The sequence below is a fragment of the Pseudoalteromonas sp. S1612 genome, assembly GCF_005887175.1.
GTDB classification, from domain to species: Bacteria; Pseudomonadota; Gammaproteobacteria; order Enterobacterales; family Alteromonadaceae; genus Pseudoalteromonas; species Pseudoalteromonas undina.
The window spans coordinates 38269-57365 of record NZ_PNDH01000043.1 but is presented as its reverse complement, the minus strand read 5'-3'; the positions used below and the strand labels follow the sequence as shown (position 1 = coordinate 57365).

Genomic DNA, 19097 nt, shown 5'->3' with positions numbered 1-19097 from the left:
ACTAGATATGAATAGTGATTAATTTAAAGCATAAAATATTTTTTAGCTGATGGTACATTATAAACTAACCGCACTAAGAATAAATGCATTCAAAAATCGATTTAATTTTTAGCATTTGAAAGAGATGCTTGAGTGACTAAGTTAATAATAAAGGGAGAGTAGCGAATGAAGATTAAATCATTACTGACAGCATGCTGCTTAGCACTAGGTTTAAGTGCATGTCAGGGCAATGTTGAAGGACAAAATACGGCATCGGTTCAGCTAAGCCCTGCAAACGATAGTGCGGTGGAGTTACTTGCTAAAACATTACAAATAAAATATCAGCAAGTTGATAACCGCCCATCAGCACAGTGCGATCCAGATATTGAAAACGGTCACTGTTTTAAAGCGAATTTACATTTAACTGCCAACTCGGCGATTAACGTTGACCAATGGAAAATTTACTTTAGTCAAATTACGCCAATACAAAAGTCGATTAGCGATGAATTTACTATTAAACACGTTAATGGTGATATTCATGTCATTGAGCTTAAAGATGGGTTTACTGGCTTTAAAGCCGGTGAGACTAAAACGATTACTTTTTATGCGCATTTTTGGTCATTATCGCAAAGCGACGCTATTCCTAACTATATCGTGGTGAATAACAATGACACCGCTAAAGTGATTGAAAGTACAAAGCCTAAAATTGACCCAGAGACGGGCTTAGAGCTATTACCTCATGTAGAACCTTATACCGATTACACTCGTCAGTTTAAACGTACTGCGGGCGACAAAACACAGTGGCTTACTGCTGAGCGCTTGTTTGAGCGTAATGAAAAGTATGACTTTTCAGCTTATTTAACCTCGCAAAATCAAGTGAGTAATGTCATTGCTCAGCAAGTTATACCCACCCCACGCTTTAGCGAGTTTAGTCAAACTCAAACGCTTGATATTAGCCAAGGGCTTAATATTAATTATGCAGAAGTTAATAAATCAAGTGTATTAGCTGCAATCGAGCGGCTGGAACTACTAGGTATTAATTTAAGCGATGATGCAGCGGCAATTAAGGTCACACTTAATTCCACTGTTAAAAAAGATCAGCTTAATGGTAGTTATAAATTAGCAATTAAAGCCGATGAGGTTGTAATCGATGCAGTTGACGAAACGGGTGTTTTTTATGCTCTGCAAAGTTTAGCGAGCTTATATCAGGTTAACAGTAATATATTACCTGTGGGAGAAGTTATTGATGCACCGCATTATCAGTTTAGAGGTGTGTTGGTCGATGTAGCGCGAAACTTTCGTGATAAAGGCTTTATTTTAAAGTTACTTGATCAAATGGCTGCTTATAAACTTAACAAGCTACATTTACACTTAGGTGATGATGAAGGCTGGCGTTTAGAAATTCCATCACTGCCTGAACTTACAGATATAGGTGCAAAGCGTTGTTTTGATCAAAGCGAGCAGCAATGTTTAATGCCACAGCTAGGCGCAGGGCTTGACACTTCAAGTGCAGCAAACGGCTATTATTCGGTAGCTGATTACCAAGAAATACTTAAAGCGGCGAGTGCGCGTCACATCCAGGTGATCCCATCGCTTGATATGCCAGGACACTCTCGCGCTGCGATTAAGTCTATGCAAGCGCGTTATAATAAATACATACAACAAGGCGATAAACAAAAAGCCGAACAGTTTTTACTTTATGACCCGCTTGATACAACGCTCTATTCGTCGGTACAGCACTACAACGACAATACCATTAATGTGTGTTTAGACTCATCCTATGCGTTTATCCGTGAAGTAATGGAACAAGTAAAAAGTATTCATAGTGAGGCACAGCATCCGCTAACTCGTTATCACATAGGTGCCGATGAAACCGCCGGAGCATGGGTCGATTCACCTGCTTGTGCTGATTTTATTAAACAAAATAAGTTAGAAATTACCGAAGCAGGTCAGCTGGGCAGTTATTTTATTGAACGTATCGCTAATATGTTGGCTGATATGAATATTGAAACCGCAGCATGGAGCGATGGCTTATCGCATACTAACCCAGAGAATATGCCAGAGGTTGTGCAAGGTAATATTTGGGATTTATTAATGTGGAATGGCCATCAGCGTGCACATGAATTTGCCAATAGAAATTGGCAAGCAGTGCTTTCGTCGCCAGATGTGCTGTATTTTGACTTTCCGTATGAGGCAGACCCACAAGAGCATGGTTATTACTGGGCTTCAAGGCACATAAATACTGAGAAAATATTTCAGTTTATGCCAGATAATTTGCCTATTCATGCTGAATTTTGGCTTGATAGAGAAGATAAGCCTTATGTAGCTGATGACACATTACAGCATGATGAGCAAGGCAAGGTCGTATCCGCGCCTTTAGCTAAAGATAAACGTTTTGTGGGTATTCAGGGTCAATTATGGAGCGAAAATACGCGTACCAATAATATGGCTGAATATAAGCTATTCCCACGATTATTATCGCTAGCACAGCGCGCTTGGCATAAAGCTGATTGGGCGGTACCGTATGATCACAATGGCTTTGTTTACAGCCAACAAACAAATCGCTTTAGCCCTGAATTAAAGCAGCAGCGCGATCAGCAATGGCAAACTTTTGCTGCTACCATGGGGCTAAAAGAATTTGCCAAGTTAGAACGTGCTGATGTGCATTATCGTCTTGCAAATGCAGGTGCTAAAATTGAGAATAGTATGTTGTACGCCAATATTGCTTACCCTGGTTTAGTGATTGAATACAAACAAGGTGATGAGCAATGGAAAACCTACACACAACCTGTCAAAGTAACACAAGATGTATGGGTTCGATCTAAGACTCCATCAGCTAGTCGTGTAAGCAGAAAGCTTAAAGTAACGCACCGTTAAGGTGCGTTTTTCCGTTAAATTATTGACGATTGAAGAAGTTATTTATTTGTAAATAAAAATAATGACAACGCTGTCATTTGTGCTAGTATAAGATTCATACAGTATGACAGTCCGGCTTTATTTTAGTGTTTTGCAAAACGGTCGAACAACTTAAGAGGCAAAAATGATCACCAACAATATTAAAAACAATCAACTCTTTGTGGGGATCGATGGCGGCGGCACTAAATGTAAAGCAATTATCGTCAATAGCTGTAATAACATAGTCGGCACCGGTGTGGCAGGCCCAGGTAACCCGTTACATGGTTTTAATCAAGCAACTCATTCTATTGAGCAATCAGCGCGTTTAGCATTACAAGATGCAGGGCTTAAAGATACGCCTTTATCTGAGCTTATTGCAGGGGTTGGTCTAGCAGGGGTTAACTTACCAAGTTTGCATAATCAAATGACACAATGGCAACACCCATTTAAAGCCATGCACTTAACTACTGATTTACTTATTGCTTGTATGGGCGCTCATCAGGGCGAGGATGGCGCAGTGATGATTGCTGGCACTGGTTCGTGTGGATTTTCATACGTTAATGGCCAATCGTTTATGATTGGTGGTCATGGCTTTCCACATGGTGACAAAGGCAGTGGTGCATGGATTGGCTTTACTGCTTGTCAGTATGTGCTGCTTAGCCTAGATAAATTAATTCCAAGTGGTGCGCTTACTAACTTGTTAATGAAGTATTTAGAAGTCAGTGATGCAATGCAACTTGTTGAAGTGATTGCCAATAAGCCTGCAGCCTTTTTTGCGCAACTTGCAGGTTGTGTTTTTCAATCAGCACAGGCGAACGATGCCACAGCAATTACCATTTTAAAAGAAGGTGGCGCTTATTTAAGCGACATTGCACGACAATTATTAGATAAAAACCCACCAAGGCTTTCGTTTATTGGTGGCTTATCAACCGTGATGACAACATGGTTAGACCCAGACATACAAGCTATTTTATCAGCCCCATTATCGTCACCAGAAATGGGGTCTGTACTTTACGCTAAACAACAGCACGTTAATTACAGCAGCCAGGAGTTATGATGTTTAACACACTAATGGAAAAAGAAGCGGCGCAAACGCCAAATGTTATTGAAAAGCAAATTATTGCCAACCAACCTTTAGTGGAAAAAATTGGTCATAAGCTTCGCGATATGGCCCCTAAGGTGGTTATGATGATTGGTCGCGGTTCATCAGATCATGCTGGTGTTTTTGGTAAGTATTTAATTGAAATTGAAGCGGGTGTACCGGTCAGTTCTGCAGCGCCATCAGTGGCGAGTGTATATGGTAAAACATTAAAGCTTGAAGGCGCTGTTGTGATTGTAATTTCTCAATCAGGACGCAGCCCAGACATTCTTGCCCAGGCAAAAATGGCGAAAGAGGCAGGCGCTTATTGTATTGCGCTGGTTAACGATGAAGCATCACCTCTACAAGACATAGTCGATGATTTTGTTCCTCTTAAAGCCGGCGATGAAATTTCGGTGGCGGCAACAAAAAGCTATTTGGCAACGTTATCAGCCCTAGTACATATTGTTGCTAATTGGACTCAAAATGAGTCATTATTACAAGGGCTTGACGAGTTACCTAGCGCGCTTAATGCCATTATAGATTCGCCAACTCAGCTACAACCTACTGAGTTTGCAAATATTAAGAATATGGTGGTATTGGCACGTGGTTTAGGGTTTTCTATCTCAAAAGAAATGGCACTTAAGCTTAAAGAGGTGTGTGCTATTCATGCTGAGTCATTTAGTAGTGCGGAGTTTTTACATGGTCCGGTGACTTTAGTTGAGCAAGGGTTAGTGATTTTAGATTGTTTGGTTGAAGATGAAACCAAAGAGTCACATCAGCAGCAAATTGCTGAGGTCAAAAAACGCGGTGCACAAGTGATTAGTCTTAATCAACAAGGTATTAAAGTACACCCGCGATTAGCGCCATTTTTAGTATTACAGCGTTTTTACCTTGATGTGGCAAAAGTGGCATTAAGCCGTGGTTTTAATCCTGATGAGCCAAAGGGGCTTAAAAAAGTAACAAGGACATTATAAATGTCAGTTAAACGAATTCATGTAGCCCAGTTTTTTGATGGCGAGCACTTTGTTAACGACAAAGTGCTGAGCGTTGATGCGGGTATTATTACGGCAATAGATGATAACGTACAGCAGGCAGACGAGCACCTAACGGGTTTAGTTGCACCTGGCTTTATTGACCTACAAGTTAATGGCGGTGGCGGTGAATTGTTTAACCGTACTAGCAGTGTTGCTGGGGTTAAAAAAATACTGCTAGCACATGCCAAATACGGTACAACTGCTATGCTGCCAACGTTAATTACTGACACCGTAGAAGTAATGCGCCAAGCAGCCGATGTAATTGCTAAGGCGATAGCCCAACAAACGCCAGGTATTATTGGCATTCACTTTGAAGGGCCGCATTTGTCAGTGGCAAAAAAAGGGGCTCACAGCGCTGATTTTATTCGTCCTATTTCTGAACAGGAGTGGCAGGTGTTATCTCGCCAAGATTTAGGTAAAGTCGTAGTCACCTTAGCGCCTGAAAATGTACTACCAAGCGATATTACCAAAATGTGCGATTTAGGGATTCAGGTTTGTTTAGGTCATACCAACGCAAGCTTTGAACAGGCTCAACAGGGCGTTGATGCTGGGGCAACCGGATTTACGCATTTGTATAATGCTATGTCACCACTACAAGGGCGTGAGCCGGGAGTGGTTGGCTGTGCATTATTAAATGATGATACTTATTGTGGCTTAATTGTTGATGGCCATCATGTTGATTACGCAGCATGCCAACTGGCATTAAAAGCAAAACCAATGGGGCGCGTATTTTTAGTTACTGATGCGATGCCTCCAGTGGGAACAGATAACACTCAGTTTGCTTTTTTTGACCGAACTGTCAGCTTAGATAATGGTAAACTCACCTCTACAACAGGTGAGTTGGCCGGCTCTGCGCTTGATATGGCAACCGCTGTTAGAAACACTGTAACTCATTTAAAACAGCCATTAGCGCAAGCGCTTAAAATGGCGAGCTTATATCCTGCTCAGTATTTAAAGTTGCCTGCCACACACGGGCGATTAATATTGGGTAGTCCAGCAGATTTTGTACAATTAAACACACAACAACAAGTCATTAGCACGTGGATTGGCGGCGCTCAGGTTTGTTAACAACATAATAAATATAAATAAAGGAAAATAACATGACAACCAATGTTATGGATACGTCCAAAAATAGTAGCGTGGTCCCCATGGCCATTGTTGCGGTATTATTTTTTATACTGGGCTTTGCTACTTGGCTTAATGGCTCGTTAATGCCTTACTTAAGTCAAATTTTACAATTAACCCCATTTCAAGGGTCGTTAATTTTATTTTCCTTTTATATTGCGGTCACATTTACTGCGCTGCCCTCGGCAGTGCTGATCAAAAAGGTCGGCTACAAAAACGGTATGGCATTGGGGATGGGCTGTATGATGTTAGCAGGCTTAATGTTTATTCCTGCTGCTATGTCGCAGTTTTTTCCTTTGTTTTTACTAGCGCAGTTGGTAATGGGCGCAGGGCAAACCTTATTACAAACCGCGGTTAATCCGTATGTAGTACGTTTAGGGCCAGAAGAATCGGCTGCTGTACGTATTAGTATTATGGGGATTTTAAATAAAGGCGCAGGAGTTATCTCACCGATGGTTTTTACCGCCTTAATTTTAAGTAACTTTACCGGTACCGTGGGCACAGATCTAAGCCAACAGCAAGTTGATGATATGGCAAATGGTCTTATTTTACCTTACTTAGGCATGGCCTTATTTATTGGTGTATTAGCTTTTGCGGTTAAAAAGTCTCCGCTGCCTGAGCTTATCAATGATGAAGTAGAAGCAATAAACGACAAAGGTGAAATTCGTGAAACACTCTCTCATCCAAACTTGGTGTTAGGTGCTATTGCTATCTTTTTGTATGTTGCGGTAGAGGTTATTGCTGGCGATACCATAGGTACTTTTGCACTATCGCTGGGTATTGAAAACTATGGGGTAATGACCTCATACACTATGATGTTTATGGTGTTTGGTTATATTTTAGGTATTTTACTTATCCCTAAATTTATCTCTCAGCAATCGGCCTTAACAGCATCGGCTGTATTGGGTATTGTGATCACCCTTTGCATTTTGTTTATTGATGCGCAGTCTTTTGTTATTGCCAATGCCATACTGGTGCCTTTAGGAGGCGCTAATTTACCAGATGCTTTACTGCTAATTGCCTTTTTAGGTTTAGCAAACGCCATTGTTTGGCCGGCGGTTTTCCCACTTGCGTTATCGGGTTTAGGTAAGCTAACCAGCACAGGCTCAGCACTGTTAGTAATGGGTATAGCGGGCGGTGCATTTGGTCCGGTGTTATGGGGCTTACTGAGCGGCTTTACCTCGCTACAAACTGGCTACTCTGTATTGTTACCTTGTTACTTATTTATATTATTTTATGCCGTGAAAGGGCATAAAATGAAAAAGCAATAACATCCACCAGCTATCCCTAGCTCAGTGCACTTTGCAGTATAAAGTGCACTGATTATTAGGGCACTTTATCAGCTTAAGCGTGTTACCTTGAGCTTTATTCTGCCAGCATTCGCCCCATAAAAACGACTTAAATCATTAGCAAATGGACAAAATTCTCCTGATTTTTTAATGGTTATTTCAACGCCTTCGGCAATTTCAAATGCATGGTCATCGCTTTGGCCAATTGTTCCTATTAAGCTAAACCACTGCGCCGTGGCTAAACGCCTAAATGGCTCAAGTAATGCCATAGGGATTTCTTTAACGCCGAGTTGCACATTATCGCGATGCCAGCCGGAAGGAGGGCACTTTACACCATCGTCATACCAAAATTGGTTAGGGTAAGGAGTAAAGCGATACGTTGCATCTTGGGCAAGCATTAAGCCGGTAGCGTTGTAGGCTTCACTAGCGTACACCATTACATCTTTGCTTTGATTAACACTCAATAAGCTCATATTTTGATTGGCGAGCATTATATGAGCACTTAGCCCCATAAAGTTTAGTGTACTGTCATCGCTGTAAATCATTTTATAATGTATATTTTTTAACGATTCAGGGCGATAGCTGGTTAGTTTATTAATTCGCTGTGCAACACTGTGATGTATTAATGGAGCGTTGTGGCTAATTTCATCGTTAATTAATACACAGCACTGCCTATCAACCAGCTTGAAAAATGGGTTTAACCAAAAGTAATTTTGTTGATGACTTAGCGCCAGTGGATCGGGAATAACAGTCACATCGTCTTGGGCAACCAAATTACTCTCAGGTAAAAGGTTTTCATAGTCTATGTCATGACTGGTTAATAACGAAACCGATAGCGGCTGAGCAATGAGCCACTCAAGCGCATAACGCAGGCAAATATCGGCAAGCCCATCGCGATAGTAGCCTCCTCCTACATCGGAGTGGGCTCCTGCAAACCACAGCTCGGTAATGTTAGCTTGTTGATTCATTAATGTGGGCTCAAAGGCCCGTCGTTTCTCATCAAGCGCAACACAATGCAGGGCCCCAGCGACATTATTGGCAATAGTATGGTTTTCAAAAACCACATGCTCTGCGCCACGGGTCGCTTTATTTATCTTTGACAGGCCAATTGAGGCCACGGTGTCAAAAACACACAAATATACTTGCTCATTTATTAATGGCTCTAGGCATTTAGCAAAACGCCTTGCTAATGCAGCGCCTCTGCTAAAACCGGTAAGTAGAACAGTATCGCCACTTTGATAATGCTGCTTAAAATCTGTGATAGCCTGAGTCAAAATGCTGGCCACATCTTCAGAACGTGGGGCAAGTGTTTGATTTAAAATTCGTTTTAAACGACTCCCTTTGGTGCCTATGCCTTGGTAATAAAAGCTTAATTGCTGTGAAAATGGGGTAGTGGGTGAATCATCAAGTTTACCGCCGAGCAATAAGTGTAGTTTTAGAATATTAGAAATACTGGCGTCTTCTTTAAAATGCTCTGTACTAAACTGGTCTGCGTCGCGGGGTTCACTGCCGGTACCATCAAAATTAAAAATAAGCGTTTTAAAGGTCATTACTAAATTCCGTGAGTGGTTTATGTAAATTTATATGGGAATTGTGAAAAATTAAAGACGGCGGTAATAAATATTTGTTTAATCTTATTTATTACCGCGACTGATGTAACTATTTAACCTGAAATCTGCTTGAGATGGATTTATTATCCGGATTTCAGGTTATTTAGTGCAATTTCATTTTTGGGCGAACAACACGCAGTACTTTTTCGCTGATCCACAAAGCAAAGGTTTTGGCACTGCCGTGGATAGCGCGCTGATGCATTCTATATAGTGAAATATACATAAAGCGGGCAATTTTACCTTCAATAAAAAAGCTACTACTGGTTAGGTTACCCATTAAGCTGCCCACCGTGCTGTATCGCGATAAATTTACCAGTGAGCCATGGTCATTATATTCAAACTTTTTCAGGGGCTGCTCACGTAATGTAGCAATTAGATTTTTTTCAACGCATTGCGCCATTTGATGAGCCGATTGTGCGCGTGGCGGCACTTGCGTCCCATCGTCTTGGGTAAACGCGCAGCAATCACCAAGCACATAGATTTGAGGGTCTAGGCTACTTTGTAAGTAATCATTCACTTTTATTTGATTGCTACGTGTCAGCTCAAATATGTCTAGCTCTTTAATGAAGTCAGGGGCTTTTACCCCTGCTGCCCACACCATAATATCCGCATTTATTTGCTCGTCATTATTAGTGATAAAGCCATGCTCGGTTGCTTGTTTAACTTGGGTGTTTTCTCGTACGGTAACCCCTAATCTTAATAATTCACGTTTGGCTGAGCTAGCAATTCGCTCAGACAGGGCAGGTAAAATTCTGGGACCCGCTTCAATCAAATGTATGTGCAAGCGTTTCGCCGACATATTGGTTAAACCGTATATTTTGAGTAAATCAGAAACATGATACAACTCAGCTGAGAGCTCAACGCCAGTTGCCCCACCGCCAACAATAGCAATGTTTAATGAATGCAATGGGTCGTCGTCTTGATGAAGGCGAGTAAAGTTATCTAGTAAGGCGTGTTGAAAACGCTCGGCTTGTTGGTTTGAATCAAGGTAAAAGCAATGGTCTTTAATACCCGGGGTGTTGAAGTCGTTACTGACACTGCCAATGGCAATAACTAAATGATCATAGTGAACGGTTCGTTTAGGTAATATTTGATGCCCTAACTCGTCATATAGAGGGCTTAAGGTAATGGTTTTATTATTGTTGTCGAGGTTACAAAAGGTACCAAGTTGGAAGTTATAGTGGTGCTTGGCCGCATGCGCTGAGTATACAACACCATCTAAATCGGCATCAATAGAGCCGGTTGCTACTTCATGCAATAACGGTTTCCATATATGAGTGCGGTTTTTATCAATGAGTAATATATTTGCGTGTTGTTTCTTTCCTAATTTGTGCCCTAATTGAGTTGCTAGCTCCAGCCCACCAGCGCCACCGCCTATGATGACAATTTTTGGTATGGTTTTGTCCATGACTATGCCCTTAAAAATAATATACCGAAGCAATTTCTGTACGTTGATTTTTAAAATGACTTGGGTATCAAAAAATTATTTTGGCAAAGCATGCTTTTATAGGACTATAGTGTGCGCCTAATTGAAGGATATGTCAGCAATAAATCCAACGATATGCTGTATACTGATATGCAAATATTTCATCTACTGCGCATTTACAGTATTTATGGGCACCGACATAAAAAGGACGCTTTTATGAGTACCTCGCTAGTTCAGTCTCTTGAGCAACATTTTGGTTTTAATCAGTTTAGAGCAGGGCAACAACAAACCATAGAGCAATTGCTAAATGGCCAATCATCACTGGCTATATTCCCAACTGGATCGGGTAAATCCTTGTGCTATCAACTTACTGCGTTACATTTACCGCATTTAACCTTGGTGGTATCGCCATTATTAGCGTTGATGAAAGATCAAATAAGTTTTTTAAACAGTAAAGGCATTTATGCCGCAAGTCTTGATTCAAGCCAAGATCAAATGCAAAGCAGTACCGTAATGAACGACGTGCGCAGTGGTAAAATTAAAGTGTTAATGGTGTCAGTTGAGCGCTTTAAAAACGAACGCTTTAGAGAATTTATTAGCCAAGTGGCACTTTCTATGTTGGTAGTAGACGAAGCGCATTGTATTTCAGAGTGGGGTCATAACTTTAGACCCGATTACTTAAAATTACCGCGTTACCGTGAAGAGCTAAATATTCCGTTAGTGCTACTATTAACCGCCACCGCGACTAAAAAAGTTAAACGCGATATGGCAGAGCGATTTGCTATTGATCCAAAATGCATTGTGCAAACGGGGTTTTATCGCGCTAATTTAGATTTAAATGTGCTGAGTGTTAAAACGGCTGATAAAAATACTGAGCTTACTGAAATTGTCCGTACGCAAACCGGCCCCGGTATTGTGTATGTCACGCTGCAGCAAAGTGCTGAACAAGTGGCCAATATGTTAAGCGCACAGGGCCTGCAGGCGGTGGCGTATCATGCAGGGCTTGAAGACAACCTACGCGGACAAATTCAAGATGATTTTATGGCGGGAAAAATAAATGTAGTGGTCGCCACTATTGCCTTTGGCATGGGGGTTGATAAATCAGACATTCGTTTTGTAATTCACTACGATTTACCTAAATCAATTGAAAACTACAGCCAAGAAATTGGCCGTGCAGGACGTGATGGCAACCCATCGAATTGTTATACGCTGGCTAATCTAGATGGCTTAAATACAGTCGAAAACTTTGTGTACGGCGATACCCCAGAGCTCAGCGGTATTGAATATGTTATTAACGATATTCGCCAAGCTCAACAGCAATGGGAAATGCAAGAATATAGCTTATCGAGCGAGAGTAATATTCGCCAGCTTGCCCTTAAAACCTTACTGGTACAATTGGAAATGCAAGGTGCAATAACCCCGCAATATGCGTACTACGCCGATTTTAAGTATAAATTTCTAGTTGATAAAAATGAGTTGCTTAATCAGTTTGATCAGCAGCGCCAAGCTTTTTTAACGCAAATATTTAGCCATACCGACTTTAAAAAAATATGGGGTACACTTAACTTTGACTCTCTAACGCAAGCCGCACAGGTTGACCGTAAACGTGTGGTAGCCGCACTTGATTACTTAGCAGAAAAAAACCTTATCACCCTTGAAACCAAACGTATTACTCAAGTGTACAAAGTGCATAGCGAGGTGATTAATAACCCTGCACTTGCCCAGCAGTTACATGATTACTTTACCGATAAAGAGCAAGCTGAAATAAAACGGATTGCTGCTTTGGTGCGCTTTTTTGAGCTGCAATCTTGCTTAAGCTATAACTTAGCCCGTTACTTTGATGATGCGAATGCGCCACAGCAATGTGGGCATTGTAGTGTGTGCCGTGGACATGCGGTCAAGCTTGAATATTCAATCACTCCTGCAAAAATTGATACAGCGCTTATATATCAAAAGGTGGATGAGCTTTTGGCGCATATGGCAACGAAAGGGGTGCATAATGTTGGCATTGAAACCCAATGTCGGTTTTTGGCGGGAATGAGTGTGCCGCTATTTGCACGCAATAAAGTACGCCAACTAAGTGGTTTTGCATTGTGTGAGCAACAGCGCTACAGCGAAATTAAAGCAATATTGCTATCAAGGTCGGCGCCTAATTAATATTAAAAAATCAGTATAAAATAAAAAGTGTTAATTTTTTGTTTCTTTTTCTCGCTTAACTATACTCAATTTGGCTATGACGGCCATTATAATAATGAGGTGATCAATGAAACTGCAAAAAATTATACTATTGGGGGTATTTGTATCAGCAAGTAGTTATGCTGAAATTAATATTTCAGGTTTCGCGAGTATTAATGCGGGTAAAGTGCTCAGTGGCACCGGTGTCCCGCAATATGGCGTTGAACCAACCTTTCTAGCGGACTACCCAAATGTAAGTGCCTACACTGAAGATTTATCCTTTTCGCCAGAGTCTTTGATTGGATTACAGGTATCAGGCGACTTAGGTGAAGGCCTTTCTGTAACTGGTCAGCTAGTTGCCAGAGGAGTTAACGACTTTGAGGCAAATTTTGAATGGGCTTATATTTCTTACGATATTAACGATAATTGGACTGTTCAAGCTGGTAAGAAGCGTTTACCACTATTTTACTACTCAGACTTTTTCGATGTAGGTTATGCATATGTATGGATGCGGGCCCCTGCCGACAATTATACATGGCAAGTATTTAACTACGAGGGGGTTAATTTACTTTACTCAGGCTCTGTAGGTGACTGGGGAGTATCCGCGAACATTTATACCGGTAAAGAAGATGATGACGATAACAAGCTGTTGTCAGACTTCTTCTTTCAAGAGCCGACAAGAGAAATTTGGGAAGATATGTTAGGCGGCGTACTGTTACTTAATCGTGACTGGCTCGAACTAAGAGTGACCCACATGCAATATACCAACAAGCGTTTTCGCGCGGGTGAACCCGTTTTGTGGGATGGTAAAGACAGTAGAGATGGTAAATTTTATGGCTTAGCTGCAAACCTTGATTTTGGTGATTTTTTTGTTTTAAGTGAACTGAACCGCTTAGACCTAGATGGTAATCTCGATACTTATATGATCAGTGCGGGCTATCGTTTTGATTCAATTACACCCTATGTCATGTTTTCAGACTTTGAACAAGAAGGTGAGGGTGATACAGAGCAGCATAATACATTTGCTGTTGGTGTTAGGTGGGATTTTCATCCGTCAGCTGCATTTAAAGTGCAATACGATAGAGTTAAAGATGACTCGTTTGATTTAGCTGTGGCCGGTGATAGTAAAGCAATCACCCTTGGTGTTGATGTTGTATTTTAAGGAGAAGTAAAATGAAAAAATTAATATTATGTGTAATATTCTTGTTTACTAACTTCGCCTATGCAGAATTTGCTATTATCGTGCATCCTTCAAATGAAAGTAGTTTTGATGAGTCTGTTATTAGTCGAATTTATACAGGAAAAGAAAAGTCATTTAGCAATGGCAATAAGATCATTCCAATATCTCAAGAATCAAGCAGTGCTGCAACCGAGCAATTTAATAGTAAATTACTCAATAAAACGTCTTCTCAGTTAAAAGCATATTGGTCAAAACTGATTTTTACAGGAAAGGGCACACCGCCTAAAGAGTTAGAAAATGACAGTGAAGTAATCAAAATGGTCGCAGCGAACCCTGACACCATTGGCTTTGTTTCTTCATCGGCTGTTTCGGATAACGTTAAAGTGGTTTTCACTTTTTAATCTACAACTAATAAGCGTGCTGATTAACCAGCACGCTTTTTTAGTAATTGGTTAATTACATATGACGATGTTTAAAATCTGACAGTTATTTTACTGTCACCGCTGCCTCGCTCGTGTATCCTATAGGTTGTATACCATTTATCAAAAGTCTGTATGTCAAACTCAATCATTGCTGTTGAAAATATCGATACAACCGCCGTCACTTGTGCTAATTGCCAAGCGTGTTGTTGCCAATTAGAAGTGCGTATTGTTAGTGATACCGGTGTCCCTTTTCAGTATATTGATTACGATAAATGGGGCAGCGAAGTAATGAAGCGCGGCGACGATGGTTGGTGCCAAGCACTCGATAGAAATACGTTAATGTGTACTATTTACGAAAATCGCCCATTAACGTGTCGAGAATTCGAAATGGCGTCTGATGAGTGTATTACCGAACGTGAATTAGCGGGTATTTAAAATGCGGGCTGATTAACCCGCGTTAGTGTTGTTAACCAATAGAGAGTTGCGCGCTTGGGTATCTTAGTTTTTTAGTGCGTGGACTTGCTAAAAAGTAGGCGAGAGTGAGCGGGCCTATTCTGCCCATAAACATTAAAAACATAATGATAAACTCCCCCAGCGGTGATAACGATGACGTTAAACCGCGTGAAAGCCCTACAGTACCCAGTGCAGATACCGCTTCAAAAGCAACATCTAAAAAAGGTGCATCTTCAACGACCAGTAATGTAAAAATAGCCAACCAAGTGACTCCCGCTGAAATAACGGTTAAGGCTAATGCTTTATACACTGAATCTTTGTCTATTTCTCGGCGTAACACGGTGACGCCTTTGTCACGTCTTAAGTAGCTATAGGTTGCTAGTATTAAAACGATAAATGTAACGACCTTTATGCCACTTGCTGTACTCAAAGAGCCGCCACCGATAAACATAAGCATCATAGTTAAAGCGGTACTGGCATTTTTTAATTCTTCAATAGCAATGGTATTAAACCCCGCAGTACGGGGAGTAACGGCTTGAAACCAAGCTGCTAGCCATTTACCTACTTCAGATAACGGCTGCAGTGTTTTTGGATTATCGTATTCAATTGCGTAAATAAGCAACAATGCAATAACGTTAATAATAACAGTGCTGATCAGCATTAATTTACTGTAGGGACTGAGCTTAGCCCAACGCTTTGACTTATATAAATCTGTTAATACGGTAAAGCCAAGGCCACCAATAATAAACAAACAGGTAATTGTTAAATTTACAACGGGGTCTTCTACATACTGCATTAAGCTGTTAGGACTTAATGCAAACCCTGCATTGTTAAAAGCGCTAATAGTATAAAAAAGTGCATGAAAAAAGCTTTTTTGTAAGCCCATTTCGGGTAGCCAATACAGCGTTAAAATAATAATGCCTACAGATTCAACGATTAGCGCGAACAGCAAAACAGACTTAGCGGTATTTACCAAAGTAGATGTATCTGTTTGATTAAAAGCAGCTTTAGTCACTGTTTTTTGAATAAAGCCAACTTTATTACCCAGTGCCATTAAAGTCACAACCGCAAAGGTCATTAAACCTAGACCGCCTAGTTGAATTAATAGCGCAATAACGCCTTGTCCAAAAGGAGTAAACACTGAACCGGTATCGACGACAACCAGTCCAGTTACAGTCACCGCAGAGGTTGCTGTAAACGCACTTTGTATCCATGAAATAGGCTCATAGGTTGCAAAAGGCAGTTTTAACGCCAATGCCCCAAGCGTTATTAATATTAAAAAACTGCAACATAAAATAAGCGGTGGAGCCGCATTGAGTTTTTTATGCCCACTGACTTTTCGCTCAATAGGCGTTTTGAGGGGATGCCATAAAACCATGATTATAAAAGCCTTGGAGCTAGATAGTTTAATTCGACTCGGCTACCTGATAACAGTAAAGTGTCGTAGGTAAGTAACTCAAAGTCATCATCAAGTTTGGCAAACGTTTGCTTGGCGCGCTTAACCAATAATGGGTCTACAGTGCGTTTCATTTCTTTTAGTAAATGCCCTAGTTTTGTTTTATGTAAGTGCGCTTTTATACTTACTTCAACAACGTATATGCCATTGCCTAAGGAAATATAGTCGTTTACTACAGGGTAATTAAGCGCTTGTGCAACTCGCACGCCCATTTCTTCTTCAGGATGAATAATGCGTGTTACACCTAATTTAGAAATAATTGTGTGATGGGCTTTAGTGCTCGCTTTTACCCATATTTGCTTAACAGCTAGGTTTTTTAATGCAAGGGTGCACAGAATGCTCGATTGCATGTCTTCTCCTATTGCCACTAAAACGGCCTGACTGCTCGCTAAATCAAGCTCTTTAAGTGCGGCTTCATCAGTGGAGTCGCAAACAACGGTTTCAGATAAATGCTCAACATATTTTTCAGCTAGTTTAGGGTTACTATCAACCCCAGTGACTGTATGCCCTAAATGAATTAACTCAAGGCTTGCTGCAATGCCAAATCGACCCAATCCGATCACTGTAAAATGTGCCATGTTGATACCTAAATTAAAGTTAAAAGAGAGAAGTGGTAAAGTTCATTTGGTCAATAAACAGTTAATACATAGGCTGTAAGCATCACTATTTTTATCCAACCCAACATACGTATTACTCCTTCTGCTGAAGTTAGAATATGAGTTATTAAAGTAACAATGTAGGTAGGCGTTAAAAGCTTTATAAAGATTTAACGAATCAGATAAAAAACTTTATAAAAACTTTATAGAGGCAATATCGAAAAGGCAGTAATCTAGGTTCTCAAATGTTAGAGGAATAATTAATGAATCAGGCAGAGGCTAAACCACGTTGGTATAACGCATTGTTTTTGGCAGTAATAATGCCATTAATTGTGGTTATTGCCATTTACCCTGTACGTAATTGGTTTACTACCACCGATATCGTGATGCTTCAGTTATTGTGGGTGACTTGGGTTGCTGTGCGCAGTAATCGTCGTCTTGCCATACTGACCACCTTAGTGAGTGTGGCGTGTACAGATTGGTTTTTTGTTGCCCCTAATTTTACTTTTCATATTGAAAACATAGAATATTTAGTAACCTTTATGGTTATGCTGATTGTTGGTTTTGTGATCAGCCAATTGGCAGGGGAGCTCAGTACTAAAGTTAGGGATGTGCAATTACATGCAAGTAATAGTCGCACCTTGTACGAACTGGCCAAAGACTTAAACAGCCTAGATACGCTGGATGAACAAAAAAAGTACTTTGTGCAGCGGATCAGCAAGCATTTAAACGCATCTTGTACATTTATACCTGCAGCATCGCAGGGCAATAGTGAGTTTATATTGCTTAGTGAAGTTAACCCTAGCTGGGGCGGGTTTAATTTTACTAAACGGTTAACGCAAGGGCAAAAATCCTTTGCGGACACCGCTATTTCGCTTCTTTATCAGGTACATGAAAAAACGTTATTACGCCAACAGTCGGCTGCTATTTCGGTGCAAGCGGAATTAGAGCGCGCTAAAAATGCACTTTTACGCAGTTTGTCTCACGATTTACGCACACCACTGGCGACTATTATGGGCGCATCGAGCATGCTTGCAGATGATGAGATTACCCTCAGTGACAGCGTGATAAAAGAGCAAGCGAGTAATATTTATGAGCAAAGTAAAATACTAAATGAGCACTTTGATAAAGTAATGGAGTTAAGCCGAGTTAATAAAATGGGTGAAAATCTAAGTTGGCAAACAATAAACTTACAAGCACTACTTAGTGAAGCTAAAGCTAGAAGACAGCAGCAACTCACTGATTTTATCATAAATACCAATATAGACGCTCAGACAACATGCAAAGGGGATGTGACTTTGTTAGAAATTGCGCTGGCTAATATGCTCGAAAATGCATGGCGTTATGGTGATAAAAAGGTGAGCGTTGAATTTACGCAAAGTACTAATCAGCAAAAGGTAGTTTATCAGTTACTTCTAACTAATAACTTGGTAATTAAAGGGCAAACAAGTAGCGATGAAGGCGTTGGGTTAGGCAGCATTATTTGTGATGTGGTTGCTAAATTTCACCAGGGCACATTTACATTAACAATTAATAACGAAACAAATATGGCGCACGCAAAGTTAATCTGGGAAAAAAGTAATGACTAAAATCTTGATATTAGAAGATTCTCCCCCTCTACAAAGCTTTTTAAAAACCTTGTTGCAAGCCAGTGGTTACGAGCTAAGTATTTGTGATAAAGGGTTAGATGGTTTTGCACGTTTAAGTGAGCAAAGTTACGATCTTGTATTGTTAGACTTAGGCCTGCTAGACATGGATGGTCAAGACTGGTTAATTGAGTTTCGACAATGGAGTGCCTTACCTGTTTTAGTGCTATCAGCTCGAGATGGCGAAGTTGAAAAGGTCACTGCGCTTGATAATGGGGCAAATGACTATATTACCAAACCGTTTAGCGCCAATGAGTTGCTAGCCCGGATTCGGGTTTTATTACGTACCCAGAGCCAGCCGAGTGTGGCATTTACCTGCGGGAATATAAAAATAGATCCACAAAAGCACAGAGTAACCTCTTCTGGGAATGAGATAAAACTCACTAAAAAAGAGTACGCAATACTCTTATTACTGTTTCAAAATAAAAATACAGTACTCACCCATAATGCAATCTTAAGCCATATTTGGGGAGCGCAGTACATAGACCGTCCTGAATACGTACGAGTCCATGTGGCACAGCTCAGACAAAAATTAGAGGCTAACCCCGCTAGTCCAAAATATATCTTAACTGAACCAGCTGTGGGTTATCGATTGGCCGATTAAAAATAAAAGTTTTGCAGAGTGTTTTTGTCTTTAAACCATACCCTATTTAACAATCTTATCTACTAGGCAGCTGGTATTTTAATACCCTGCTTTCACATTTATTTCTACACAATTCATTTGCCTAGA

15 protein-coding genes are annotated in these 19097 nt (G+C 40.6%); 11 read left to right on the top strand and 4 right to left on the bottom strand.

The window, feature by feature from the left end; translation table 11 throughout:
* Window positions 1-165: 165 nt before the first annotated feature.
* The 5 genes from CWB78_RS14805 to nagP all read left to right on the top strand — a co-directional run bounded on the left by CWB78_RS14805 (window position 166) and on the right by nagP (window position 7385).
* Entirely contained in the window at window positions 166-2856 is a 2691-nt protein-coding gene (locus CWB78_RS14805) for a beta-N-acetylhexosaminidase (RefSeq protein WP_138596246.1), read from the top strand.
* Window positions 2857-3019: 163 nt separating this feature from the next.
* Window positions 3020-3931, top strand: coding sequence for an N-acetylglucosamine kinase (gene nagK / locus CWB78_RS14800; RefSeq protein WP_138596244.1), 912 nt, complete (start codon window positions 3020-3022; stop codon window positions 3929-3931).
* The gene (gene nagB-II / locus CWB78_RS14795; protein ID WP_054201443.1) at window positions 3931-4929 is read left to right on the top strand and encodes a glucosamine-6-phosphate deaminase NagB-II; all 999 of its coding nucleotides are present in this window, start codon (window positions 3931-3933) and stop codon (window positions 4927-4929) included. Before nagK ends, nagB-II begins: the two co-directional genes overlap by 1 nt.
* Window positions 4930-6057: an N-acetylglucosamine-6-phosphate deacetylase gene (gene nagA / locus CWB78_RS14790; RefSeq protein ID WP_138596242.1), complete on the top strand. Its 1128-nt coding sequence runs from the start codon at window positions 4930-4932 to the stop codon at window positions 6055-6057.
* A 32-nt stretch (window positions 6058-6089) separates the two neighbouring features.
* On the top strand, window positions 6090-7385 hold the full coding sequence (nagP, locus tag CWB78_RS14785; protein WP_138596240.1) for an N-acetylglucosamine MFS transporter NagP: 1296 nt from the start codon (window positions 6090-6092) through the stop codon (window positions 7383-7385).
* 68 nt (window positions 7386-7453) lie between these two features.
* Here nagP and CWB78_RS14780 read toward each other — a convergent pair whose 3' ends face one another.
* On the bottom strand, window positions 7454-8953 hold the full coding sequence (locus CWB78_RS14780; protein WP_054201440.1) for a phospholipase effector Tle1 domain-containing protein: 1500 nt from the start codon (window positions 8951-8953) through the stop codon (window positions 7454-7456).
* Window positions 8954-9116: 163 nt separating this feature from the next.
* Window positions 9117-10421 carry an NAD(P)/FAD-dependent oxidoreductase gene (locus tag CWB78_RS14775; protein ID WP_010389488.1) on the bottom strand — a complete coding sequence of 435 codons (1305 nt, stop codon included), beginning with the start codon at window positions 10419-10421 and terminating at the stop codon, window positions 9117-9119.
* Window positions 10422-10655: 234 nt separating this feature from the next.
* On the opposite strand from CWB78_RS14775, the gene CWB78_RS14770 reads away from it, so the two are divergent.
* The 4 genes from CWB78_RS14770 (at window position 10656) to CWB78_RS14755 (ending at window position 14651) form a co-directional block, all read left to right on the top strand.
* Window positions 10656-12596, top strand: coding sequence for a RecQ family ATP-dependent DNA helicase (locus CWB78_RS14770; protein ID WP_138596238.1), 1941 nt, complete (start codon window positions 10656-10658; stop codon window positions 12594-12596).
* Between the two features lie 106 nt (window positions 12597-12702).
* Window positions 12703-13776, top strand: a complete 1074-nt coding sequence (locus CWB78_RS14765) for a porin (protein WP_010389486.1) — start codon at window positions 12703-12705, stop codon at window positions 13774-13776.
* 11 nt (window positions 13777-13787) lie between these two features.
* A complete protein-coding gene (locus CWB78_RS14760) occupies window positions 13788-14195 on the top strand; it encodes a substrate-binding domain-containing protein (RefSeq protein ID WP_010389484.1) in 408 nt (135 codons plus the stop codon).
* Between the two features lie 153 nt (window positions 14196-14348).
* Window positions 14349-14651 carry a YkgJ family cysteine cluster protein gene (locus tag CWB78_RS14755; protein WP_010389482.1) on the top strand — a complete coding sequence of 101 codons (303 nt, stop codon included), beginning with the start codon at window positions 14349-14351 and terminating at the stop codon, window positions 14649-14651.
* 31 nt (window positions 14652-14682) lie between these two features.
* Here the strand turns inward: CWB78_RS14755 and CWB78_RS14750 are convergent, their stop codons facing one another.
* Both CWB78_RS14750 and CWB78_RS14745 read right to left on the bottom strand, forming a co-directional pair.
* On the bottom strand, window positions 14683-16047 hold the full coding sequence (locus CWB78_RS14750) for a TrkH family potassium uptake protein (RefSeq protein ID WP_075170059.1): 1365 nt from the start codon (window positions 16045-16047) through the stop codon (window positions 14683-14685).
* A gap of 2 nt (window positions 16048-16049) precedes the next feature.
* Entirely contained in the window at window positions 16050-16703 is a 654-nt protein-coding gene (locus CWB78_RS14745; protein WP_054201435.1) for a potassium channel family protein, read from the bottom strand.
* Window positions 16704-16984: 281 nt separating this feature from the next.
* On the opposite strand from CWB78_RS14745, the gene CWB78_RS14740 reads away from it, so the two are divergent.
* Both CWB78_RS14740 and CWB78_RS14735 read left to right on the top strand, forming a co-directional pair.
* Entirely contained in the window at window positions 16985-18310 is a 1326-nt protein-coding gene (locus tag CWB78_RS14740; protein WP_055011555.1) for a DUF4118 domain-containing protein, read from the top strand.
* On the top strand, window positions 18303-18971 hold the full coding sequence (locus tag CWB78_RS14735; protein ID WP_010389477.1) for a response regulator: 669 nt from the start codon (window positions 18303-18305) through the stop codon (window positions 18969-18971). Before CWB78_RS14740 ends, CWB78_RS14735 begins: the two co-directional genes overlap by 8 nt.
* The last annotated feature ends 126 nt before the right edge of the window (window positions 18972-19097 follow it).